This is a genomic window from Lentibacillus salicampi (assembly GCF_004565465.1).
Taxonomy (GTDB): Bacteria; Bacillota; Bacilli; order Bacillales; family Amphibacillaceae; genus Lentibacillus; species Lentibacillus salicampi.
In genome coordinates this window covers 156,901-180,300 of record NZ_SRHY01000003.1, presented here as the reverse complement: position 1 = coordinate 180,300, position 23,400 = coordinate 156,901, and the positions used below count along the sequence as shown (strand labels likewise).

25 protein-coding genes are annotated in these 23,400 nt (G+C 42.7%); 8 read left to right on the top strand and 17 right to left on the bottom strand.

From position 1 onward, the window contains the following. Positions 1-142: 142 nt before the first annotated feature. From E4U82_RS04335 to sigK, 8 genes are all read left to right on the top strand, one after another. On the top strand, positions 143-283 hold the full coding sequence (locus E4U82_RS04335) for a sporulation histidine kinase inhibitor Sda (RefSeq protein WP_135108847.1): 141 nt from the start codon (positions 143-145) through the stop codon (positions 281-283). 194 nt (positions 284-477) lie between these two features. Continuing rightward, complete coding sequence (gene mbhE, locus E4U82_RS04330) at positions 478-2,814, top strand: hydrogen gas-evolving membrane-bound hydrogenase subunit E (RefSeq protein WP_135108846.1); 2,337 nt, start codon at positions 478-480, stop codon at positions 2,812-2,814. Beyond that, a complete protein-coding gene (locus E4U82_RS04325; RefSeq protein WP_135108845.1) occupies positions 2,815-3,153 on the top strand; it encodes a Na(+)/H(+) antiporter subunit C in 339 nt (112 codons plus the stop codon). Continuing rightward, positions 3,146-4,621 carry a Na+/H+ antiporter subunit D gene (locus E4U82_RS04320; RefSeq protein WP_135108844.1) on the top strand — a complete coding sequence of 492 codons (1,476 nt, stop codon included), beginning with the start codon at positions 3,146-3,148 and terminating at the stop codon, positions 4,619-4,621. The genes E4U82_RS04325 and E4U82_RS04320 overlap by 8 nt, the downstream gene beginning before the upstream one ends. Before the next feature lie 6 nt (positions 4,622-4,627). After that, positions 4,628-5,104 (top strand): Na+/H+ antiporter subunit E, encoded by a 477-nt coding sequence (locus E4U82_RS04315; protein ID WP_135108843.1) that lies wholly within the window; start codon positions 4,628-4,630, stop codon positions 5,102-5,104. After that, complete coding sequence (locus E4U82_RS04310; protein WP_135108842.1) at positions 5,101-5,412, top strand: Na(+)/H(+) antiporter subunit F1; 312 nt, start codon at positions 5,101-5,103, stop codon at positions 5,410-5,412. The genes E4U82_RS04315 and E4U82_RS04310 overlap by 4 nt, the downstream gene beginning before the upstream one ends. After that, a complete protein-coding gene (mnhG, locus tag E4U82_RS04305; protein ID WP_135108841.1) occupies positions 5,393-5,770 on the top strand; it encodes a monovalent cation/H(+) antiporter subunit G in 378 nt (125 codons plus the stop codon). The genes E4U82_RS04310 and mnhG overlap by 20 nt, the downstream gene beginning before the upstream one ends. Before the next feature lie 398 nt (positions 5,771-6,168). Continuing rightward, the gene (sigK, locus tag E4U82_RS04300; protein WP_135108840.1) at positions 6,169-6,876 is read left to right on the top strand and encodes an RNA polymerase sporulation sigma factor SigK; all 708 of its coding nucleotides are present in this window, start codon (positions 6,169-6,171) and stop codon (positions 6,874-6,876) included. Between the two features lie 24 nt (positions 6,877-6,900). On the opposite strand, the gene E4U82_RS04295 is transcribed toward sigK, so the two are convergent. The 17 genes from E4U82_RS04295 to E4U82_RS04215 all read right to left on the bottom strand — a co-directional run bounded on the left by E4U82_RS04295 (position 6,901) and on the right by E4U82_RS04215 (position 23,398). Then, a complete protein-coding gene (locus E4U82_RS04295) occupies positions 6,901-7,128 on the bottom strand; it encodes a YrhC family protein (RefSeq protein WP_135108839.1) in 228 nt (75 codons plus the stop codon). 78 nt (positions 7,129-7,206) lie between these two features. Further along, positions 7,207-7,896 (bottom strand): 5'-methylthioadenosine/S-adenosylhomocysteine nucleosidase, encoded by a 690-nt coding sequence (mtnN, locus tag E4U82_RS04290; protein ID WP_135108838.1) that lies wholly within the window; start codon positions 7,894-7,896, stop codon positions 7,207-7,209. A gap of 25 nt (positions 7,897-7,921) precedes the next feature. Beyond that, positions 7,922-8,569, bottom strand: coding sequence for a DUF1510 family protein (locus E4U82_RS04285; protein WP_135108837.1), 648 nt, complete (start codon positions 8,567-8,569; stop codon positions 7,922-7,924). A 211-nt stretch (positions 8,570-8,780) separates the two neighbouring features. Continuing rightward, a complete protein-coding gene (gene greA / locus E4U82_RS04280; protein ID WP_135108836.1) occupies positions 8,781-9,257 on the bottom strand; it encodes a transcription elongation factor GreA in 477 nt (158 codons plus the stop codon). 254 nt (positions 9,258-9,511) lie between these two features. Then, positions 9,512-10,138, bottom strand: a complete 627-nt coding sequence (gene udk, locus E4U82_RS04275; protein ID WP_135108835.1) for a uridine kinase — start codon at positions 10,136-10,138, stop codon at positions 9,512-9,514. Continuing rightward, entirely contained in the window at positions 10,131-10,790 is a 660-nt protein-coding gene (locus E4U82_RS04270) for an O-methyltransferase (RefSeq protein ID WP_135108834.1), read from the bottom strand. Before E4U82_RS04270 ends, udk begins: the two co-directional genes overlap by 8 nt. A gap of 221 nt (positions 10,791-11,011) precedes the next feature. Then, positions 11,012-12,130 carry an endolytic transglycosylase MltG gene (gene mltG, locus E4U82_RS04265; protein WP_135108833.1) on the bottom strand — a complete coding sequence of 373 codons (1,119 nt, stop codon included), beginning with the start codon at positions 12,128-12,130 and terminating at the stop codon, positions 11,012-11,014. A 176-nt stretch (positions 12,131-12,306) separates the two neighbouring features. Beyond that, positions 12,307-12,597 (bottom strand): DUF1292 domain-containing protein, encoded by a 291-nt coding sequence (locus E4U82_RS04260; RefSeq protein WP_135108832.1) that lies wholly within the window; start codon positions 12,595-12,597, stop codon positions 12,307-12,309. Between the two features lie 2 nt (positions 12,598-12,599). Then, on the bottom strand, positions 12,600-13,028 hold the full coding sequence (gene ruvX, locus E4U82_RS04255) for a Holliday junction resolvase RuvX (protein WP_135108831.1): 429 nt from the start codon (positions 13,026-13,028) through the stop codon (positions 12,600-12,602). After that, complete coding sequence (locus tag E4U82_RS04250; protein WP_135108830.1) at positions 13,029-13,298, bottom strand: IreB family regulatory phosphoprotein; 270 nt, start codon at positions 13,296-13,298, stop codon at positions 13,029-13,031. A 319-nt stretch (positions 13,299-13,617) separates the two neighbouring features. Next, positions 13,618-16,260: an alanine--tRNA ligase gene (gene alaS, locus E4U82_RS04245; RefSeq protein ID WP_135108829.1), complete on the bottom strand. Its 2,643-nt coding sequence runs from the start codon at positions 16,258-16,260 to the stop codon at positions 13,618-13,620. Between the two features lie 377 nt (positions 16,261-16,637). After that, positions 16,638-17,705, bottom strand: a complete 1,068-nt coding sequence (locus E4U82_RS04240) for an AI-2E family transporter (RefSeq protein WP_135108828.1) — start codon at positions 17,703-17,705, stop codon at positions 16,638-16,640. Positions 17,706-17,751: 46 nt separating this feature from the next. Next, the gene (locus E4U82_RS04235; RefSeq protein WP_135108827.1) at positions 17,752-17,943 is read right to left on the bottom strand and encodes a hypothetical protein; all 192 of its coding nucleotides are present in this window, start codon (positions 17,941-17,943) and stop codon (positions 17,752-17,754) included. A gap of 140 nt (positions 17,944-18,083) precedes the next feature. Beyond that, positions 18,084-20,408: an SF1B family DNA helicase RecD2 gene (gene recD2 / locus E4U82_RS04230; protein ID WP_135108826.1), complete on the bottom strand. Its 2,325-nt coding sequence runs from the start codon at positions 20,406-20,408 to the stop codon at positions 18,084-18,086. An 18-nt stretch (positions 20,409-20,426) separates the two neighbouring features. Further along, complete coding sequence (locus E4U82_RS04225; RefSeq protein ID WP_167751326.1) at positions 20,427-21,095, bottom strand: tetratricopeptide repeat protein; 669 nt, start codon at positions 21,093-21,095, stop codon at positions 20,427-20,429. 35 nt (positions 21,096-21,130) lie between these two features. Next, the gene (gene mnmA / locus E4U82_RS04220; RefSeq protein ID WP_135108824.1) at positions 21,131-22,240 is read right to left on the bottom strand and encodes a tRNA 2-thiouridine(34) synthase MnmA; all 1,110 of its coding nucleotides are present in this window, start codon (positions 22,238-22,240) and stop codon (positions 21,131-21,133) included. 15 nt (positions 22,241-22,255) lie between these two features. Then, entirely contained in the window at positions 22,256-23,398 is a 1,143-nt protein-coding gene (locus tag E4U82_RS04215; RefSeq protein ID WP_135108823.1) for a cysteine desulfurase family protein, read from the bottom strand. Positions 23,399-23,400: the final 2 nt, after the last annotated feature.

The following is a 23,400-nucleotide window of genomic DNA, read 5'->3' as shown; positions in this document are numbered from 1 at the left end:
CTTATTCATTATTTGTGCACAAGTTATCTACAAGCGTCTGTAGATAATAATCAGCTTGTTCTGACATCTATTTCGTGATAAATTATTAACTATCAACTCGATAGACAACCTGAGTGTTTCAAAAGTTAGGAGGGCTATATTCATGGAGTATTTATCTGATGAACTGTTGCTGGAATCCTATTACAAAGCGAATGAATTAAAATTAAGCCCCGACTTTATATATTTAATTGAAAAAGAAATTTACAGACGGAATTTAACAGACAAAATGAAATCGTATATCTGAGTAAAACACATGTCAACCCCTCTGACACTAAATTGTCAAGGGGTTCTCGTTTTCTATGGCGGTCAGATTATGATAAGCTATTCATGATAAGATGACAATTTATACATAAACTACTGAACAGACATGCCGCCGGTCACTTCCCCTAAGCTGCACGAAGCTTGCCTGTAACCATTTAGAGGAGGATTTCAATTCAGATGATATTCACAGTACTCATTCCACTTCTGCTTGCTTGTTTTGTTCCATTCATAAGTAAATTTAAACATAAAATACATACAGGTACTGTTATATTCTTTATACCGCTGGCGATATTTTTTTATTTTATCCAATTCATCGGTTCAGGATTTGAGCCGATACGGCATACATATAGCTGGATACCATCGCTTGGAATAAATTTCGATTTTTATTTGGACGGACTAAGTCTATTATTTGTCTTACTAATTAGCGGCATTGGAGCGCTCGTGGTATTGTATTCGGTCTATTATCTTGACCGCAGTGAACCGCTTGGCCATTTTTATGTCTATTTGCTGATGTTCATGTCAGCCATGCTTGGGGTTGTTTTATCAGATAATGTTTTTGTGCTTTATACCTTTTGGGAACTAACATCCATTTCATCATTTTTACTGATTGGCTACTGGCATTTTAAAGAAAAATCACGTTATGGTGCACTAAAGTCGATGATCATTACCATATTCGGCGGACTGAGCATGTTTGGTGGATTTGCCCTGTTATCAGTTATCTCTGGCACAACAAGCATCCAGACGATGATTGCAAATGCTGATGTCATTCTGGATAATCCATATATGCCACTTGCTCTCGGGTTTATTTTGCTGGGAGCTTTTACGAAATCGGCCCAATTCCCATTCCATATCTGGCTGCCTGATGCCATGGAGGCGCCGACACCTGTCAGTGCTTACCTCCATTCAGCGACAATGGTCAAGGCAGGCCTCTATTTAGTGGCACGGTTTTCCATGATTTTCGGTTCTTATGAATGGTTTTTTATTATCGTAAGTATCGCTGGGATTGTGACGCTTTGCTGGGCATCTTATATGGCCGTTCACCAGACTGATTTGAAAGCCATTTTGGCCTTCTCTACCATCAGTCAATTAGGTATGATTATGGCAATGCTTGGCTTTGGTACAAAAGCTGCCGTTTTCGCTGCTGTCTTCCATATCCTGAACCATGCCACCTTTAAAGGCAGTCTGTTCATGGTTGCCGGCACCGTTGACCATGAAACAGGCACCCGTGACATCCGCAAGCTTGGCGGACTGTTAACCTTTATGCCGATCACCGCGACACTCGCCCTGTTCGGAACATTTTCCATGGCTGGTATTCCACTGCCCTTCTTAAACGGTTTTTACAGTAAAGAATTGTTTTTTGAATCAACGTTGGATTTGGAGGGCGGAGCGAGCGGGATCGCCGGATTCCTTATTGATGTTATCCCGTACCTGGCAGTGTTCGGCAGCATCTTCACATTCGTTTATGCACTTTATTTTCTGTTTGGCACATTCGGTGGAAAAACACAGCTTGATAAACTCGTTAAAAAGCCGCATGAAGCACCGATCGGCATGCTCGTTTCACCAGGAATTCTTGTGCTCGGAGTTATTTTGATCGGTTTGTTCCCGAGTGCTGTCAATGGAACATTTATTGCCCATGCAGCCGAAGCGGTATATGGGGAGCCAATCACAAAAGATGTTCATTTCTGGCATGGATGGGATTCTCCGGCATTCCAAATGTCGCTTGTTGTTGTGGGGCTTGGTGCGCTTCTTGTAACCACGAGAAGAAAATGGAACGGGATTTATCAAGTCTTCCCTGGTAAATTAAGCGTCAATAAAGTCTACGATACCATTATGGGAAAATTGAATGCTTATTCAAGAACGATTACGACATTCTATATGAGCGGCTCATTAAGAAACTATATGGCGATTATTTTAAGTACCATTCTAGTTGTCACTGTCGGCTTTATGCTGGCAACAGACGGCTTTACGATTGATTTCGGCAATCTGGCGCCTATCACCTTTATTGAGCTGACTGTGGTATTGATCATTATAGCCTCAGCAATTGGAACCATCTTTGCAAAAAAGAATTTGGCGGTCATTTTAATTGTCGGGGTAGCTGGTTATGGTGTTTCCCTGCTGTTTCTTATTTACCGGGCGCCCGATTTGGCATTAACACAATTAGTAGTCGAAACAGTTTCGGTAGCTTTGTTCCTGCTCTGCTTCTACCATCTGCCAGATCTAAAAAGGCTTCATGCACCACTCAGTACCAGGACAACGAATCTCATCATATCAGTTGGATTTGGAGCGTTGATGACGCTTGTAGGGATTTCGGCACACAGCAGTAGTTGGTTCGAGACCATTTCCGATTACTTCATCGAAACGTCGAAACCGATCGGTGGCGGAAGCAATATTGTCAACGTCATCCTAGTCGACATGCGCGGGCTTGATACATTATTTGAAATCACCGTTCTGGGTATTGCGGCGCTTGCCATTTACACCCTTATTAAATTTAAAACAGATAAAGGGGGAAAATAAATGGAAATTATTATTCTAATTCTTGCAGGAGTTCTATTTGCAACAGCTATTTATAACTTGCTGCAAAAACAGTTGCTTAGACTAATCATCGGCTCTGTTCTGCTCTCCCATGGCGCCCACTTGTTCCTATTGACGATGGGAGAGTTAAAAAGAGGCAATCCGCCCATTTTGACAGAAGGTATCAGTGAATACACCGACCCATTGCCACAGGCTCTGATTTTAACTTCAATTGTCATCAGTTTTGGAATCACCAGTCTGCTTTTGGTTCTGGCATACCGCACCTCAAATGAAAACAATACGGATAATATGGAACAATTAAGGGGTAACGAAAATGAGTAATCTGGCAGTTTTACCAATCATCATTCCACTGATAGCGGGGATCATTCTTGCTTTTTTCCCAAAAAAATTAGCGCTTGTCCGCACACTTACGAAAGTTTTTATCATCGGAAATCTGGCCGTAGCTGGCTTTTCAGCGTGGCATGTATTCAATCATGGTTCTATTATACTTGAGACCGGTGACTGGGCAGCGCCATATGGCATCATTATCGTTGCCGATCAGCTCTCTGTTCTACTGGTCCTTACCACAAACATTATGGCAGCGGCTTGTGCATTTTATGCGCCCTATTCCCTGCCGGACAGGAAAGAACGCTATTACTTTTATACCTTCTTTTTCTTCCTGATTACGGGTGTTTCAGGGGCATTTCTGACCGGCGATATTTTCAACCTGTTTGTTTTTTTTGAAGTACTGTTAATGGCTTCCTATGCATTGATTGTGCTGGGCGGGGATAAAGTGCAGCTTCGGGAATCCGTTAAATATGTATTCATTAATTTATTCTCGTCCATGCTGTTCGTAACAGCCGTTGGTTTTTTATATGGCACTGTCGGTACAGTGAATATGGCTCAGATTGCGCAGCGTGTACAGGAAGTCGATCAGCAGGGGATCCTAACGGCAATCGGCATCCTTCTTTTCTTTGTATTTGCTGTAAAAGCAGCACTGTTCCCATTATATTACTGGATGCCAAAATCATACGCTGTTCCAAACCCAGTCATTTCAGCATTATTTGGAGCCCTGCTAACAAAGGTTGGAATCTATTCCATCATCCGGGTCTTTTCGTTAATCTTTATACATAGAATCGACCTGACACATGAAGTATTTATATGGATAGCCGGTTTATCGATGATTTTTGGGGTAATCGGAGCACTATCGACCAATAATATAAAATTAATCATTGCGTACAATATCATTCCTGCGATTGGATTTATCCTGTGGGGCATTGGTGTATTCAACCAGGAAGCTGTTAGCGGAGCGATCTATTATCTCATCCATGATATGATCATTAAGGCAAGTCTTTTCCTCCTTGTCGGGACAATTGCTTATGCTGCCGGCACGTCTGATTTACGGAAGTTCAGCGGGCTGATTCACTACTATCCATTCCTGGGGTGGCTGTTGTTTGTTTCCGGATTTGTTCTTGCGGGAATCCCCCCTTTCAGCGGTTTTATCGGAAAGCTGCTCTTGCTGAAAGGGTCTCTGGCAGATGAGAAAGTAGCGGTTGTGATCATCGCCTTGCTGTCAAGTCTTTTGATACTTTATTCCATTATGAAAATCTTTATCCGAGGATTCTGGGGAGAGAAAGACGACACTTTTGAACCAAAACCCGTCAAAGGACGAACGGCACCGGTTGTTGCGTTATTGGCGCTATCCGTTTTCTTAGGTATCGGAGCGGAATTTATTTATCCGTCAGTCGAATCGATTTCGAGGTATTTGCTTGATCCGGCGAACTATATTAATGCTGTATTAGAGGGGTAATGCTTTATGACATTCCAAATTGTTATTAATCTGATCATAGCGGTAATGTGGATGCTCCTTAGTGAAAGTTACACCGTACCCAGCTTTATTACCGGGTACTTACTTGGAATCCTGTTATTGCTGCTATTGAACCGTTTTATTCCGGATACCTTTTACTTGAAACGTGTTTTTAAAATCTGCAGGCTGATTCTGCTGTTCATAAAGGAATTAGTTTTATCCAACTACGACATTGTCAAACTTGTGTATGCACGCAAACCTGAATTCGAACCAGGTATTTTTGCTTTGCCGATCGAATTAAAAAGTAACTGGGAAATTACACTTCTGGCCAATCTGGTTTCCCTTACCCCTGGAACGCTTTCAGTTGCAGTAGCGCATGATAATACACACTTATATATTCATGCGATGAATATTGACGACATCAACGAAGAAATACATTCCATCAAGAGTACATTTGAAAAGGCAATAATGGAGGTAACACGATGAACAATTTTTTATCCCTGACCCATATCATTGTTGAAATAGCGACCGTCATTTGTCTGGCTGCCATTTCTGTTTCGTTTATTTTGTTGCTATTCCGGATTGTAAGCGGCCCTACAAATGCTGATCGCGCAGTTGCTCTTGATTCCATGGGCATGAATATGATGGGGATTGCTGCGTTAATGGCAATCCTGATTCCAACGACAAAATTAAACGATGTCATTTTATTAATCGGCATCCTTTTATTCATCGGGACACTGGCTGTCGCGAAATATCTGGAAAAGGGTGTTATTATTGATAGAAACTTGGACTGAAATTATTTCAAACATCATTATTGCGATTTTGCTGTTATCGGGCTCCTTTTTTCTGTTATCAGGCTCCATTGGGGTGATCCGCTTTCCGGATGTTTATACAAGACTTCATGCAACAACGAAAGGGGCTACGCTTGGCATTTCCGGACTCTTGATTGGTGCCTTTTTATTCATGTACACACAATACGGCATCATCAGTGGGAAGTTATTGCTGGCGATTGTGTTCACGCTTTTGACCTCCCCTGTTGCAGGGCACATGATTTCAAGGGCGGCTCACAAAGCAGGTGTCAAGCCGGTCACGAAGAATAGAACGGATGAGTATGAAAAAGCCATCCAAAGAGAGAAGCAGCACCAGAAGTGACTCTAACGGGTCGCTTTTTTTCTTGAAAGATAAGAAACCATCATGGCTCGCCTAGATAAAATTTTTTTGGCGATATGAAGCTCTTTTTCAGCAATAGCTATGACCAGCTTCGACGTACAGGACGTACTAGTGCCGGCGTTGGCACAGGACGTGCCGAACTTAGCCGGCCAGCGCCTGCCCCCTCGAGATCTTAATCAATCATTTTACGTGGCCAAACCCGCCACTCGAATACTTGCTTAAGCTTTTCGGGGGTGAACAAGGCCCCCTGCGCTTTTCTTATTTTGGGCAAGCATTTGGGCAAGCATTTTATAATCGGACAGACACAAAAACGGCATCTCCTTCATACAGATGATATATAGGCATTAGCCCTGCCGCTATCCCAAAGGAGGTGCATGTATTTGTCAGGTGTTTTAAGTTTTCTCGGCCTGCTAATAAAAGAAGCGATCTTTTTTGTCTCCTATGTAAAAAACCACGCATTTCCCCAGCCACTGCCCCCGGAAGACGAAGCAAAGTATATCAGGCAAATGCAGGAAGGTGATGAGGAAGCCCGAAACAAACTGATTGAACATAATTTAAGACTCGTCGCCCATATCGTCAAGAAATTTGAAAACACAGGAGAGGATATGGAGGATCTCATTTCCATTGGAACAATTGGTTTAATTAAAGGAATTGAGAGCTATTCCTCAGATAAAGGAACTAAACTTGCGACATACGCAGCCCGATGTATTGAAAATGAAATATTAATGCATTTACGTGCATTGAAAAAAGTGAAAAAGGATGTTTCACTGCATGATCCGATCGGGCAGGATAAAGAAGGAAACGAAATTAGCCTGATCGATATTCTGGAAGCTGAAAATCAGAATATCATCGAATACATTCAATTGAATATGGAAATTGAAAAGATGAATGATTACTTATCGATCCTTGACGCGAGAGAAAGAGAAGTGATTCTGTATCGTTATGGGTTAAATAACTACAAAGAAATGACACAACGGGAAATTTCCAAAATGCTTAACATATCGCGAAGTTATGTATCACGGATAGAGAAACGGGCGCTGATGAAAGTTTTTCACGAATATTATCGAAAAGAATATAGTCAAAAATAGCGTGCGGGTTATCAAACCTGCACGCTACTGCTGTAATTTTATTTTTAAGCGGTGTGTCCTAAAGCCGAGCCACCCTGCAACAAGCGCCACAGCAAATGACAGTACGGTCAATCCTCTTCCATCAGGGGAATAATGAATATACGTATTGATGATGGCTCCCATATATAAATAAGAGGATAGTATTATCAATGTCGCAGTAAAGCGACGATAGTCTTTTAACTTTAATTCCAGCTTTTGTCCCTGGCGTTTCATACGATTTCCCCTCCTTATAAAGAATCATAACATATCGCATGATTGTAAAAGGGAGGTAAATCATGGATGGCGGACGTGTTAAAGTGTCTTAACCATCTCCATGATCAAATCTGCTGCATTTTTTGCGGCGGTTTCCAGGAATGCATCAAATGAAACCGATGATTGTTTTCCGGCGATGTCGGATAAAGCTCTGATGACGACAAAAGGTGTACCATACTGATAACAAACTTGTGCGATTGCTGCAGCCTCCATTTCTGCTGCAATCATAGCTGGGAATTTCTCCTTGACTGCTTCAACTTTTGCGGCATTGCCCATAAAGGAATCACTGGTTGCAATAACCCCTTCCCGGAAATGAATGTCCAATTGTTTAACAGCCTGTCCTGCCCGTGCAGCTAAATCAGTATCCGCTGCATACATGGCAGGCATATCCGGAACTTGTCCATATGCATAGCCAAACGCGGTAACATCCACATCATGATGAACAACCTGTGATGAAATGACAATATCCCCAACTTCTAATTCATCGGCAAATCCACCGGCAGAACCGGTATTGATAATATAGGACGGCGTAAACCGTTCATGCAAAATCGCAGATGCCATAGCAGCATTCACTTTTCCTATCCCTGATTTCAACAATACCACATCACGGCCAAACAATTTACCGTGAACAAACAAGCAATTCGCAACTGCTGTTTCCACTTTCTCGGTCATATTTTTCCGTAATAAAGCAATTTCTTCATCCATCGCTCCGATTATTCCGATCATCATAGCGTTTCCTCCATTGCTGCCTGAATTACTCAAACCGTGCTTTTTGATCATTTTCTTTCAGTTGTTCCACTTTAGTCGGCTGCCATCCCTCATTGGCTAACCACGTATTGTAAACACGGTATATTTCGGTTTCATCTGGATCTGAAACCGTATTAACCACTTGTTGGTCACCATTTCGTTCAATCCACCACATGGTGAATTTATCCTCATCCAGTCCGGTCGCAGATGCAACGGCTGTCCGCATCTCATGTCTGTCCTGTGACCCCTCATCATAATTAATGGTATGCGGCTCAGACTGTTCTGTACCCACTGGCTGCCAATCACCTGTATAGGCCTCAATCACATTATCATCAGATGGATCTACCTGTTCAGTATCTGCTTCCTGGTTATTTCCTTCTTCTGTATCAGAATCCTCTGTGGAGCCTGTCTCATCAGTAGAACCGTTTGGATCGGTATTATTCTCGGCAGACGCATCCTGCTTTTCTGATGCCGAATCGGTCTCCTCTTCCTGTGGTGACCCTTGCTCGTTATCTGCTTCATCTGTCTCGTCACCACCAAAAATGAGTATTCCGAATAAAACAACCAATAAAATACTTCCTGCCACTATTAAAGTTGATAACAGTTTCGTGTTTTTCCTTCTCTTTTCAAACTTATTAACCCGTGAGGTCGGCACCCATAATCCCTCCTATCTATTATAGTATCATATTTTATTAAAGATGCTATATGACAATTTGCCGATATTTACTTCTCAGTAAAGACTTCTTATTATACATAGATATTTCAGTTCAGGTCCTGGCCTCATCATTATAAAAGGAGCTATATATTCAGCTATAGCTCCTTTTGATTCGTCATATAAGTAATCATTGTAGATATCTTACCGTAAATTATTCAACTTTTTCAATTCTTACCATGATATCCCCAGCAGGTGTTGATACAGATACTTCAGCCCCTGCTTCTTGGCCTATCAGGCTTTTTGCCATTGGAGAATCATTTGAAATTTTACCTTCGAATGGATCAGATTCAGCACTGCCGACGATGGTATAGGTCTCTTCATCTCCATTGGGCAACTCTTGAAATGTAACGGTACTGCCCAGCGAAACGATATCAGGATTCTCATTATCATTTTCAATAATGACAGCATTGCGAATCATTTTTTCTACCTGTGATATACGTGATTCAACAAAAGCCTGTTCATCCTTGGCCGCGTCGTATTCGGAGTTCTCGGAAAGGTCACCGAACCCGCGTGCAACTTTAATGCGCTCCACTACTTCCTGTCTTTTCTCTGTCTTTAAATGCTGCAATTCCTCTTCCAGTTTTTCTTTCCCGTCTTGTGTCATATAAAAACTTTTCTCTGTAGCCATGAACATTTACACTCCTTTTGTCGCCAGTACTGCATAACCGTATTGATATGATTCATTATTACTAGCAACTACTATGGCAGATTTAATTTAAATTTTCAATACCTTTCCCTATTAATTTTGCCTGGATCGGGATAAAGTTAAAACCACCGCGTCAGTCGCCAACACATCCCGTGATCTGTATCTGCAGGCATGAGCCGAACCGGACATTTGCGATGCGAACAGTTAGCCGTCGTACTTCGCAGACTAATCCTTCGTCATATGCGGGATAAAATCTTTTCAATTTTTGTAGCTATAATATCAATCGCTACATGGTTCTGACCGCCTTCCGGAATAATAATATCTGCATAGCGTTTGGTTGGTTCTACAAATTGAAGATGCATTGGCCGGACATTATTTTCATATTGATCAATAACAGAATCCAACGTTCTACCCCGTTCTTTAATATCCCTTAACAGCCTGCGGATAATACGAACATCTGCATCCGTGTCAACAAATACTTTAATGTCCATTAAATCCACCAGACGTTGATCTTCCAAAATGAGGATCCCTTCCAGAATGATCACCTCTTTTGGTTCAACAGTGATCACCTCATTTGACCGGGTATGCATTTTATAATCGTAAACCGGCTTTTCAACCATCCGATGGTCGATCAGGTCATGGACGTGACTGATTAACAAATCGGTATCAAATGCCAGCGGGTGATCATAGTTAGTATTCAATCGTTCTTCAAATGGTAAATGACTTTGGTCTTTATAGTAATAATCCTGTTCAATCACAAGAATTGTTTTATCCTGGAAGCGTTGGCAGATCGAACGGGTCACGGAAGTCTTGCCACTTCCGCTCCCGCCGGCAACACCGATAACAACTGGTTTTTCAGGCATCGGATGATAACTCCTTCTTTTCTGTTTTTTGACTGATGGCAATGCCGTCACCTACAGGCACGATCGTCGTTGTAAAATCCGGCTGCTTGATGAGCCATTCGTTATATGCGCGAATTTTTGAGGCGATTTTCTGATATCTTGGGTGCTCTTTTTCAGTATCTGCCACATACCCTTTAAACAAAACATTATCGGTTAATACAAATCCATCATTTGCTAAAAGCGGAGCGGAAAGTTCAAAAAAGCGTTGATACTTCCCTTTCGCTGCATCAATCAATACCAGATCGAACGTGCGGTTTGTCATTTCCTGTAGTTCACTGACGGCATCCCCGTGAATCGTATAAATATGATCTTGTTTACCTGCATCCCTGATAATCCGGTTTGCCTGTTGGTAACGCTCGTCATCTTTTTCAATCGTTACAATGTATGCTTCCGGGTTAGCTTGCAGCATCCTAAGAGCTGAGTACCCGATAGCTGTACCAATTTCCAAAATTCGTCCAGACTTGGTCAACCGGATTAACTGCATCACAAAATGCATCCCCACAGGATCCATAATGGGGACGCCATCATTGCGGGCGCTCTGTTCAAGTTCAGCCACCCAGTTCTCCTCAGCCGGCAACGACTGCACTAAATAGTTCGTTAACATCTCATCCATTTTACCACCCTCTCCAGCTTCGGGCATTAAAAAAACTCACATTCACTCGTTCTTTAGTGAATGCGTCGTTTTTCGTATAAAGTGACCCATAAATGAAAGTTCCTAAACCCTGTTTCAATGAGCCAATTGATCAGGACGCAGGTAATTCATGCACGTTTGCCCTTAACACATTTAAAAACGGAAATGCGAATGGGAGGTTCACACCTTATTACCACTCGTCCTTAATTCATATACTTCTCTCTTAATTGATTATGTTCTGCATTTGTTTCCGAGAAATGAATATTGCCTTCATCATCATGCAAGAAATATAAATAATCCGATTCTTCCGGATTAATGGTTGCTTGCAACGATGTTTCGGCAAAATTTGATATTGGCCCGACAGGCAATGAATTGACGTGATACGTATTATAGGGTGACTCCACTTCCAGGTCTTCATGGATAATCTTTTCTTTATGTTTCCCAAGTGCATACAACACAGTGGGGTCTGTCTGAAGCGGCATTTCCTCTTCAAGCCTATTATAAAACAATCCGGCAATTCTTTTCCGCTGTTTTTCAGAGCTTGCTTCTTTCTCAACGAGCGATGCCATCGTCACTGCCTCATGAACGGATAAATCCTGAGCGGCGATCTCGTCCAAATAAGGCGTGAGAACATTAACCGTTTTTTCAAGCATCTGGTTTACCACCGTTTCGATCGATGGGTCCTTATTATAAAATTTATAGGTGGCCGCAAATAAATACCCTTCCAATGGTGTCCTGATTTCAGGATTTAAAATATCATTTGACAATATCTCCGGGTATGTATTCATTAATGCCTCAATATAGCTCCGGTCATTCACCTTGTTGAGGAATTCTTTTTTGCTGAAGGTCATTTCATTTGCATAGATTTCAGCTATTTCGTCCATTGCCTTTCCTTCAGGTATTGTCACGGTATATGTCGGGTCTTCCATTACTTTCCCATTTTGAAGCGCTTCTATTATTTCATCAATTTCCATAGAAGGGGAAAAAGTGTATTGACCCGCCTGGAAATCAGTCTCATTATTAATTTTCGTATAGACCCGAAAGACAATGTCATCTTTTATAATATCATTATTTTCAAGGATTGCTGCTATATCAGATGCAGAGGACCCCATTGGAACTTCAATGTCAACATCCTTGTCACTGTCAGGATCGACAGGTTGCAATGCGGATTTTATATAAATGTATCCTGATACAGAGCCCACAATAAAAATCAGGACTAGTGAAATGATAATCACTGCAGCTATTTTCCGGACCATTTTAGCATCCTCACTGCGCTTCTGTAAGTTTTCTTTATAACTTCCTGACATTTTCTTTTTGGACATCCGTTTTCCCCCCGCTATATTATACTAAAAAACGCGGCAACAATCTATCACGACATGCTTAGAAAAATCCGAGCCCTGGTCTCAAAATTTTCAAAGAACCATCGGTATTCCTTGACGTGGCAAAAGAAAAACTGATACCCATCAAGATATCAGCTTACGGTCAACCGATTCTATCTTCACTCGTGGTTCTCTTCATCCTCGTCAATCAATGTGTGCAGCATTTCCTCAACCATTCCCCATTCTTCATCCGATTCAATCGGAAAAAGAGAAAGATCATCATCTTTTGCCTGTTCTTCAAACCGGAAAGCATACACTTCAACTTCTTCATCTTCTTTTTGTTCAGCCGGCACGACCGCTACATAAGAATTCCCGGTCTGGTCAACATCGAACGTGAATAACACTTCAAAAAGATGTTCTTCTCCGTTTTCGTCAGGTATGATAATGCGTTCATTTTCCTCCAGTGCCATTACTACACTCCTTTATATTTATCCTGATCCAAATAACTTTGCAGGATCATGACTGCCGCCATTTTATCAATCACTTTTTTTCGCTTTTTTCGGCTCATATCTGCTTCAAGTAAAACACGTTCAGCTTGGGCAGTTGTTAAACGCTCATCCCAAAGCACCGCCGGAATGCCGTGGACTGCCTCGACATGTTCGGCATATGCCTTAGACGCCTCGCCACGTTCACCAATCGTTCCATTCATGTGTTTCGGCAGTCCAATGACAGCTTTCCCAATCATATCTTCAGCTATGATTTTTTTTAGCTGCTCATCAGCGGATTCAATAGCTTGTTCATTCCATTTGATTGTTGTAAGACCCTGTGCCGTCAAACCCAAGGGATCACTTACAGCAACGCCGATCGTCTTAGAACCTACATCCAGTCCGATGATTTTCATTCAGCTTTCCTTCTGCTGTTCTTCAAGGTAAAACTTTACAACTTCTTCAATGACCTCATCACGTTCAACCTTACGAATCAAATTCCGTGCATCATTATATCTCGGAATATAGGCGGGGTCACCGGATAATAAATAGCCGACGATCTGATTGATTGGATTGTAGCCTTTTTCTTTAAGCGCACTATGAACTGTCAGCAAGATTTCTTTAATGTCCTGCTCAAAAGGCTCTTCCGAAAAATTAAATTTCATTGTTTTATCAATAGAGCTCATCGTGACACCTCATTCCATATGTTTTGCTGCGTGTTCAAAAAGGAAGATAAAAAGGACCGGCAGGCTAAGTTCCCGGGAGACCTCACAAGCACCTGCACGAGCACGCCAATCGCGACAGAGCTCGAGGAAGCGTCGTTTTTGAGCACGGGCTTCCACAGGATGTGGTGAGTACTGCAGTTGACGATTGACATGTACGGTTTTGGCAGAAACCCTCCTGTCGATGCATTATTTCACCGGACCATTTTATTACCTTTATTTTTTATTCTAACATGTTTAGCATTCATATTATAACTTTTATACCAAATAGAATAGAGGTTGTCTATTCATTTAAATATTTTGTAACATATTGTCTGGCACTATCAAGTGCATCATTAATTTTGTCGGGGTTTTTGCCGCCTGCCTGAGCCATGTCAGGACGACCACCGCCACCACCTCCGCAAATTTCCGCAGCTTGTTTGATCATGTTGCCAGCATGCAATCCCTTATCTGTCAAATCGTTGGATACCCCTGCAGCCAATTGCACTTTTGGTCCATTCTCCGCTGCCAGCAAAATAACACCTGATTCAAGTTTTTGTTTCAGGTTATCCACCATATTCCGAAGCTGGTTCATATCTTTTACGCTAACCTGCTGTGCAAGTACGGTGATACCTTCAACAGTCTCACTGTTTTCGATGATGGATGACGTCTCCTGGTTGGATAATTTGGCGCTCAGCGATTCATTTTCTTTTTGTAATGATTGAATGTCGCTGTATAAACTCTTGACACGCTCAACGATTTTGTCATCATTCGTTTTCAACAGTCCGGCAGTAGTCTGCAGTATTCCCAGTTTTTCATTAACATACCCGTATGCCTGTTTGCTTGATACGGCTTCAATTCTTCTTGCTCCGGCTCCTATTCCTGTTTCCGTGACGATTTTGAATAAACCAATTTCGTCAGTGTTGCGTACATGACACCCGCCGCACAGTTCAATACTGTAACCGCCTATTTGAACGACCCTGACAATGTCGGTGTATTTTTCACCAAATAAAGCCATTGCCCCCATCGCTTTTGCTTCATCCAGTTTCTTATGGTCAATGGAAACGGGTAACGAAGCCCAAATCTTTTCATTCACTTTTTGTTCTATCCGCTCCAGCTGTTCCTGATTGACAGAACTGAAATGGGAAAAGTCAAAGCGTAATCGATCTGGGGTAACCAATGATCCCGCCTGATTGACATGGTCGCCAAGGACATCCTTCAGCGCTTGGTGCAGCAAATGTGTTGCTGTGTGATTTTTCACAACCCCGGAACGGAAAGCCCATTCCACTGTTGCTTTCACATTTTCGCCCGTGCGGATTTCGCCTTCTTTTACACGAACCCTGTGCACGTTTTGTCCTTTTGGTGCCTTCTGAACATCCTCGACATATGCAGATGCATGGTCTGTATAGATCCAGCCATTGTCGGCAATCTGCCCACCGCTTTCGGCATAGAATGGTGTTTCTTTCAAGAATAAGAGGACCTCATCCCCCACTGCTGCTGTATCAACGAATTCTTTCCCGTTTACGATTACTTCAACGGTTGTTTCTACATCCAATTTGTCATATCCGACAAAAGTGCTGTCTTTATCCACTTCACCCAGCACACCATCCTGAACCTGCATAGAATCAACCTTTTGCCGGGCATTACGAGCGCGTTCACGCTGCTTTTCCATTTCCTGTGCAAAGCCTTTTTCGTCGATGGTGAATCCATGCTCAGCAACGTATTCCTCCGTCAATTCTTTCGGAAAACCATACGTATCATATAATCGGAACACTTCGACACCGGGAAATACAGTGCTTCCCTTTTGTTCTTCTTTTTGAATAATGTTCGATAATATGTCCAGACCATCGTTCAATGTCTCGTGGAACCGTTCTTCTTCTGTTTTGATCACATTTTCGATATAGGTGTGCTGCTTGAGTACTTCTGGATAAAAATCCGCCATGATTTCACCAACGATTGGTACCAGTTTATACATAAACGGTTCATCGATTCCAATTTGTTTGGCAAATCGGACAGCACGCCGCAGTAATCTGCGCAGCACATAACCTCTGCCCTCATTGGATGGAAGCGCCTTGTCACCTACTGCAAAAGCAACAGTTCGGATATGGTCGGCAATGACTTTGAATGCTGTATCATACACTGTTTTTTGTCCGTATGTTTTTCCGGAGATCTCCTCCGTTTCCCGGATGAGCGGTATAAACAAATCCGTATCAAAATTCGTCGGGGCATCCTGGATAACCGACACCATCCGTTCCAGTCCCATCCCCGTATCAATGTTTTGCTTTGGCAACGGAGTATACGTGTTGTCAGGATTATGATTGAACTGAGAAAAGACCAGGTTCCAAATTTCCAGATAACGTTCATTTTCACCGCCCGGGTAAAGTTCGGGGTCTGTTGGATCACTCCCGTAAGCCTCACCGCGGTCATAAAAAATTTCCGTATTTGGTCCGCTTGGGCCCTCGCCGATATCCCAGAAGTTTTCTTCGAGTCGAATGATACGCTCTTTTGGAATTTGAATATCCCGCAACCATATTTCATAAGCTTCATCATCTTCCGGGTGAACTGTTACAGATAACAGCTCTGGATCAAAACCAATCCATTTGTCGCTTGTCAAAAATTCCCACGCGTACGCGATGGCTTCTTTTTTAAAATAATCACCGATCGAGAAATTGCCGAGCATTTCAAAGAACGTATGATGTCTTGCGGTAAAGCCTACGTTTTCAATGTCGTTTGTCCGAATCGATTTTTGGGCATTAACGATGCGAGGATTTTCCGGGATAACCCGACCGTCAAAGTACTTTTTTAAGGTTGACACTCCACTGTTAATCCATAACAACGTCGGATCTTCTTTCGGGACCAGTGGTGCACTCGGTTCTACCTGATGCCCTTTTTCAACAAAAAAATCCAGAAACATTTGCCTGACTTGAGCTGAAGTTAACTGCTTCATCACTGAACCTCCACCAATTGAATTTTACCAATAAAAAAATCCCCTCTCTATTTCATTTTTAGAGACGAGATTGTTACCGCGGTACCACCCTAATTATGAATGAACCTTTCCATTCATCACTTCTAATGATAACGGTATGAAACCGACGGATATTAACCGTACTCGGGTTTAGCTTCCATGACTCGACACCCGGGATTCTTCCAGCCTGCTGAAATCCCTCTCTGAAGAGTTTGTTTGAACAGCCGGAGCCTGACCGGTCAGCCTGCTCCTTTTCAACTGTTCCCTGACTCTTACGAATGGAGGCACATGTACTCGTAACCTTCTGCGCGTTTTTCACGTTTGATTTGCTGATAGTATAGACAACTATGTTAAAAATGTCAATTATATTCTCTGACAGATACAACATGATTCAGGGCCACTTTGATAACAGCCAGAACTGGAACCGCCAAAATCATTCCGAGCACACCACTTATTTGCCCCCCCAACAACAGGGCGAAAATGATCGCAATCGGATGTATATGAATACTTTTACCGACAACATAAGGGGACAGTAGGTTGCCGTCAATTACCTGAATAACAAAAATACTTCCCAACACAATCAACGCCAGTTTTCCTGAAATAGGGGCGGTGATAACAACAGCCGGGATGGCTCCGATTATCGGCCCGAAATATGGAATGATGTTCGTCAGCCCCATCATAATAGCCAGTAATAATGCATACGGGATACCCAAAAATTTAAAAACAGCGAATGCCGCCAGTCCAACAAACAAACAGACAATAAACTGGCCACGTATGTAATTTCCCAGCCCCTCATCGATTGCCTGGCATAAATGTCGGGTTTGCGTATGATATTTTTTCGGGATCCATTGTTTGATATATGTTTTGATCGAGGCAAAATCTTTCAGGAAATAGAAAACAAGAACCGGTATGACCGTAATAACAATAATCATATCAAAAATTTTCGTGTAACCCCGAACAAGGTCTGTCAGCAAATTTTCAATATATGATTCTGCTTCAGATACCAGCTCATCCATCCGATCATGCACTGTTTCCGGCAAAAACGATGTATACTCATAAAGGCTGTAAATGAAATTCCGATACATCTTTATCAAATGCGGCAATTGCTCCTGCAAATCACTTATCTGCTGAATGACAGCCGGATAGACACGATAGCCAAGGTAACCGAGCCCGCCAAAAAAAAGCAAATAGATCAGGAAAATAGCCAAGCTTTTCGGCATATTATGCTCATGCATTTTTTGAATAACCGGGTATAACAGATAGGCAATCAGAACAGCAATCAAAAATGGGAGCAGCAGATGCCAGAGGAATGAAAAAACAGCACCATATACAGGAAAAAGCTTCACAAGTAAGTAAATAAATAAAAATGTAAAAATGCCTGTGATAATCCAGAAAAGAAAATTCAGCGGTTTATTATCCTGAAACACGGCCCAGCACCCCCTGAAATAGGGAAGATCATCTGCATTATGGAAACTACCATTGAATTTTCCGTTCGTCTTCCGTAAACAAATCATCAAGGGAACTTAGTGAACCATCTGCTTCAACCTGGTGAATGGCAAGTTTTTCATTAAACACAGACAGTTCAATAAAACAGTTCCAGCAATAGAATTGTTGTGTGCCGATTTTCCCTATGTCCTTCCCTTGACAATTCGGGCATACCAACATAGTCAAAGCTCCTTTTTATCCCGCACCTAATGAACAATAAGCCACCAGGAAACGGCAGCTAACTACAGTCTGGAAGTGCCCGATAAGTTTCACATTATTTTGTTAGCTTTGCCCGATTGCCAAAAAAATATACATACGATTCACATAAAATCATAGGGTGTCATCTCTTGCTCTTTTGTATCCGGCTCCCGATTGGTGTGATCGTCCTGTAGACGTTCACCGAGCTGCTCTTGAAGCGATGTATAGCGCTTGTTGGAATCAAGTGTTCTGACACCACGTAAAAATGCATGCTTGTCCCCACAGACAATCAATGATTTCTTACTTCTGGTGATTGCCGTATAGAGGAGATTTTTCTTAAGCATACGATGATAAGCGGATACTACCGGCATCATCACAATCGGAAATTCGCTGCCTTGTGATTTGTGGATTGAAATACAATAAGCATGCGTGATATTTACGTAATCTTTTCGTTCATATACAACTTCTTTTCCTTCAAAATCCACGACCAGCTGTTCAATATGATCAACATTCTCATCTTCCTCAAATATTGCTGCCACTTTTCCAATATCACCATTATAAATGCCATCTTCCGGCTGATTGACAAGCTGCAGCACTTTATCCCCGACCCGGAACACGGCGTCTTTCGCTTTAATTTCCCGTTTTGTGGGTGAAGACGGGTTGACAAGTGTCTGCAAATGCTGATTAATCGCTGTTATGCCAACCTGTGAACGATACATCGGTGCTAGAACCTGAATATCTTTCAAATCGATTCCTTTTGCTTTAGCCCGCTTAAATACTGTCGTCACAGCACCGATCAGCTGGTGTTCGCTGCAGGAAATAAAGCTGAAGTCCTTGTCATTCTGTAAAGCGTTCTGATCGCACGTATCCTGTTTGATCAAATGTGCCAGCTCAATGATTTTTGACCCTTCTTTTTGCCGGTAGACATCATGAAGACTGACATATGGAATCTGCTCACACCCCAACAGGTCTGCCAACACTTGACCAGGCCCGACCGACGGCAGCTGATCCTCGTCGCCAACCAGCAATACTTGCATATCATCTGGAATAGCCTTGAACAGGCTGTTGGCCAGCCAAATATCGACCATGGAAAATTCATCAACGATTAGATATTTGCCTGCCAGTGGTTCATGTTCATTCTTCGCAAAGCCGCTTTGTCCATCCCACCCCAACAACCGGTGGATGGTTAGAGCAGGAAGACCGGTTGATTCGGTTAACCGTTTGGCTGCCCTGCCGGTGGGTGCTGTTAAAATAAACGGATACTCGGATTCGGAATCGTAGGCGTCCGGATCAGTCGGTAAGTCGTGTATGGCTGCATAGGCATTCAAGATTCCTTTGATAACAGTGGTTTTTCCTGTACCAGGTCCACCGGTTACAATCATTAATTTCGAGCTTAGTGCCTGCTGAATCGCTTCAAATTGTTCATTGCCGTAACTCAGTGCTTCCTGCTCTTCAATATCCCCGATCATTTTCATCAAATCGGCTAAAGACGTATCATCTTCAACAGGCCCCGCCATCAATCGTTTAACGTTGGCCGCAAACCCGTCTTCAGCATAATAAAGAGAAGGCAGGTAAATATTCCCGCCATTCATAATCACTGTTTTTTCCTGGTTCAATTCCTCCAGGCGATCTGTGACCATGTCGCTTGTTAGCGGTTCTTCCAGATTGGCCAATAACTGAAGGACCTGTGTGACACATGTTTCAACCGGCAAAAAAACATGCCCATCCTGGATATTTTTTTGCAACACGTAAATACACCCGGCGCCAATCCGGCTTGGGTGTGTGAATGACAAACCATTTCCGCGGGCTATTCTGTCGGCTGTCTGAAAACCGAACCCTTCAATGTCAAACACGTATTGATAAGGATCTTCCTGCAATACGTTGATTGCTTCATCTTTATATTCCTTGTAAATTTTTTGTGCCATCTTCAGACCGATCCCATAGTTGGATAAATAAACGGCAATATGCTCGAATCCCTGGTTTTCTGCCAACGTTTCGGCAAGCCGTTTCGCTTTATCCGGTTTTAAGCCGGGAACATTTGATAACACGTCAGGGTCATTCAAAATTTTAGAAATCGTATGGTCCCCCAACGCCGTAATAATTTTTTCTGCAGTTTTTTGACCGATCCCATGGAACAAATCACTGGAGAGGTATGCAATCAGCCCATCCTTTGTATCTGGAATAAACGTCTGGTAGGAGGTTACTTTGTATTGCAATCCGAATTTAGCATGCCGTTCAAAGTTTCCATAAAAACAATAGGCAGCGGCTTCCTGCAACCCGGAAAAGTATCCCTTAATGACAATCTCTTTTTCCTGATAATCCTCATTCGTATCAAGAATTTTGATTTTGGCGATGGAGAAGTGTTCCTGTTCATTGTGAAAAATGGTATACAGCGGTTCCCCTTTTATATACCCCTGCTCCTGATGAGATTGTTCATCCGTTACCATACGAATAACCTCGCTATCTTACATTTCGGTATTATTCCACACGTTCATAATCTGTGTTTTGGCATTTTCCGCAAGGGCATGCTCAGGCTGAATCGCCAGTGCCTGATTGAAATGATCCAATGCTACAGACAGGTTTTCTTCATACAAGGCAATGACGCCCAGGTTGTAGTGGGCATCACTATGGTGGTCATCCAGTTCCAGCACGTTTTGGAAGATTGGCTTAGCATCATCAATATGCTCACTTTGCGCAAGCGATAGTCCATATTGAAACAGATACTCTATATTCTCAGGGTTCAATTCCGTTGCACGCAGTAAATACGGGAGTGCCAGTTTATATTGCTCTTGATGAAAGAAGGTCATGCCCAGCAAATAAAAGGCATCAGCTTCCTCCAACCCGATTTCAATCGCCTTTAGGAAATTCTCTTGAGCCGCTGGAAAATCGGATGCTTCATAGTAAAGATTGGCTAGCCCGTAATAAGCTGTCGCTGCATCCTGGTCCAATTCAATCGCCCGTTCATAAAAGCGGCGGGCACGTTCTGAATCATTTATATGCAGCAATAAATTTCCGAAATTGATATAGCCGACCGGGTCCTGCGGGTTTTCTTCTATAATAGCATTAAAAAGGCCTGCTGCTTCTTCGTATTTCTGTTCTTTCATAAGCTCGATTGCCTGTTGATTCTTGTCCATCATCCCACCTCCACTCCTGGTTAGTGTGAATAATTTTATCCGACATAGTCCAAATAGTCTTTGTCTTTGATGACGTCATCAATTGTTCCGCCGCCTAAACAAACATCACCATCATAAAACACCACGGCTTGCCCGGGTGTGATGGCCCGCTGCTTTTCAGCAAATTCCACATGAACTTTGCCATTTTCCATATTGGTGACATTAACAGCACTGTCTTTCTGTCGGTACCGGAATTTCGCTGTACATGAAAATGGTTGATGAGGTGTGTTGTTGATCCAGTTGATTTCCGAGGCAACCAGGCTATCTGAATAAAGCTGATTATTGTCGAATCCCTGTCCAACGTATAACACATTTTCGTCCAAATTTTTGCCGACGACAAACCACGGTTCACCCGATCCGCCAATGCCCAATCCCTGACGCTGTCCAATCGTGTAATACATGAGTCCGTCATGACGCCCTTTTTCCACGCCTTCCAACGTTTTCATTAGACCAGGCTGTGCTGGCAAATAGTCGCTCAAAAATTCCTTGAAATTCCGTTCACCAATAAAACAAATACCGGTACTGTCTTTTTTCGTTGCAGTCACCAGATCGTGTTCCCTGGCAATTTCCCGTACCTCGCTCTTGTTTAGATCGCCCAATGGAAACATCACTTTCGCCAGCACATCTTCCGTCAACTGATTCAAAAAATACGTTTGATCTTTATTGTCATCAGCACCGCGCAACATTTCGTAATTCCCATTGTTTTCCCGCACTTGTGCGTAATGGCCTGTCGCCAGATAATCCGCCCCAAGTGACATGGCATGCTCGAGAAAAGCTTTGAATTTGATTTCCTTATTACACATCACATCCGGGTTTGGAGTTCTTCCTCTTTTATATTCATCAAGAAAATAGGTGAACACTTTATCCCAGTACTGTTTTTCAAAATTGACGGCAAAATAGGGGATCCCCAGTTGATTACAGACCCGAACGACATCATCATAATCATCCGTTGCAGTACAGACGCCATTTTCATCTGTATCATCCCAGTTTTTCATGAAAATACCGACAACGTCATAGCCCTCTTCTTTTAGGAGCAGAGCAGCGACAGATGAATCAACGCCGCCGCTCATACCGACAACTACCCGTGTATCCTGTTTGTCTTTCATCATTTTTATCACCTTCTAGTCTGTTAACCGTTTAACGATTTTTGCAACACGGCTGGCCGCTTCGATCACATTTTCATGCGTATTAAACGCTCCAAAACTGAACCTGATTGAATTGGTCGTCCGTTCATCATTGTCTCCATACATGGCCGAAAGCACATGAGATGGTTCAATCGACCCCGCAGTACACGCGCTGCCGCTCGATGCGGCAATGCCATCCAGATCAAAATTTGTCAGCAATAGCTCCACATTAGCTCCGGGAAAACTGAGATTGGCAATCGGGGCGATGCTATGTTCCAGCACGCCGTTCACTTCATAGGTTACCCCGTTTTCAGACAGCTGCTTCATAAATTGTTCTTTATAATCGCCATATGTCTGTTTCCGCTGTTCCCTGTCAGTCATCATCAGTTCCACAGCCTTTTGGAAACCAACGATGCCCGGAACATTTTCCGTGCCAGGCCGTCGCTTCCTTTCCTGTTCTCCGCCAAACTGCAGTGCTTCGATGTTCACGCCATTCGAAACATATAAAAACCCGTTTCCTTTTGGGCCGTTGATTTTATGAGAAGAAACCGTCAGGAGATCTATCCCAAATTTCTCAACATCAATCGCTAACATTCCGAAAGCCTGTACCGCATCTGTATGAAAATACGCCTGATGATCCTTTAACAGATTACCGATTGCTTCGACTGGCTGAATCATGCCGGTTTCATTGTTCACATACATCACAGACACCAAAATAGTCTCATCGGTCAGGGCTTCTTTCAAATCATCAATATTCACGCTTCCTGTTTCATCAACTGGAAGATACGTTATATCAAATCCTTGCTGTTCCAAGTATTCAGCCGTATGAAGGACAGCATGGTGTTCCTGAGCCGTCGTAATGATATGATTGCCTTTATCCTTGTTAGCCTGTGCGACACCAATCAGCGCCAGATTATCTGCTTCTGTTCCGCCGTTCGTAAAAACAATCTCTTTTTCACTGGCCTGAATGCTTTTAGCCATCGTTCGCCTTGCCTCATCAAGATAACGTCTTGCTTTTCGTCCAAATGAATGTACACTTGACGGGTTCCCGAAAACATCCATCATCACAGGAGTCATCGCTTCAACAACCCGTTGATCCATCGGAGCCGTTGCTGCATGATCCAAATAAATAGTTTCCATGT

Bases quoted from the DNA above. Each gene is read 5' to 3' on its own strand.
- E4U82_RS04335 (WP_135108847.1), top strand. From the start codon at position 143: ATGGAGTATTTATCTGATGAACTGTTGCTGGAATCCTATTACAAAGCG.
- mbhE (WP_135108846.1), top strand. From the start codon at position 478: ATGATATTCACAGTACTCATTCCACTTCTGCTTGCTTGTTTTGTTCCA.
- E4U82_RS04325 (WP_135108845.1), top strand. From the start codon at position 2,815: ATGGAAATTATTATTCTAATTCTTGCAGGAGTTCTATTTGCAACAGCT.
- E4U82_RS04320 (WP_135108844.1), top strand. From the start codon at position 3,146: ATGAGTAATCTGGCAGTTTTACCAATCATCATTCCACTGATAGCGGGG.
- E4U82_RS04315 (WP_135108843.1), top strand. From the start codon at position 4,628: ATGACATTCCAAATTGTTATTAATCTGATCATAGCGGTAATGTGGATG.
- E4U82_RS04310 (WP_135108842.1), top strand. From the start codon at position 5,101: ATGAACAATTTTTTATCCCTGACCCATATCATTGTTGAAATAGCGACC.
- E4U82_RS04295 (WP_135108839.1), bottom strand. From the start codon at position 7,128: ATGAAACGCCAGGGACAAAAGCTGGAATTAAAGTTAAAAGACTATCGT.
- mtnN (WP_135108838.1), bottom strand. From the start codon at position 7,896: ATGATGATCGGAATAATCGGAGCGATGGATGAAGAAATTGCTTTATTA.
- greA (WP_135108836.1), bottom strand. From the start codon at position 9,257: ATGGCTACAGAGAAAAGTTTTTATATGACACAAGACGGGAAAGAAAAA.
- udk (WP_135108835.1), bottom strand. From the start codon at position 10,138: ATGCCTGAAAAACCAGTTGTTATCGGTGTTGCCGGCGGGAGCGGAAGT.
- E4U82_RS04270 (WP_135108834.1), bottom strand. From the start codon at position 10,790: ATGGATGAGATGTTAACGAACTATTTAGTGCAGTCGTTGCCGGCTGAG.
- mltG (WP_135108833.1), bottom strand. From the start codon at position 12,130: ATGTCCAAAAAGAAAATGTCAGGAAGTTATAAAGAAAACTTACAGAAG.
- E4U82_RS04260 (WP_135108832.1), bottom strand. From the start codon at position 12,597: ATGGCACTGGAGGAAAATGAACGCATTATCATACCTGACGAAAACGGA.
- ruvX (WP_135108831.1), bottom strand. From the start codon at position 13,028: ATGAAAATCATCGGACTGGATGTAGGTTCTAAGACGATCGGCGTTGCT.
- E4U82_RS04250 (WP_135108830.1), bottom strand. From the start codon at position 13,298: ATGAGCTCTATTGATAAAACAATGAAATTTAATTTTTCGGAAGAGCCT.
- alaS (WP_135108829.1), bottom strand. From the start codon at position 16,260: ATGAAGCAGTTAACTTCAGCTCAAGTCAGGCAAATGTTTCTGGATTTT.
- E4U82_RS04235 (WP_135108827.1), bottom strand. From the start codon at position 17,943: ATGTTGGTATGCCCGAATTGTCAAGGGAAGGACATAGGGAAAATCGGC.
- recD2 (WP_135108826.1), bottom strand. From the start codon at position 20,408: ATGGTAACGGATGAACAATCTCATCAGGAGCAGGGGTATATAAAAGGG.
- E4U82_RS04225 (WP_167751326.1), bottom strand. From the start codon at position 21,095: ATGGACAAGAATCAACAGGCAATCGAGCTTATGAAAGAACAGAAATAC.
- mnmA (WP_135108824.1), bottom strand. From the start codon at position 22,240: ATGAAAGACAAACAGGATACACGGGTAGTTGTCGGTATGAGCGGCGGC.
- E4U82_RS04215 (WP_135108823.1), bottom strand. From the start codon at position 23,398: ATGGAAACTATTTATTTGGATCATGCAGCAACGGCTCCGATGGATCAA.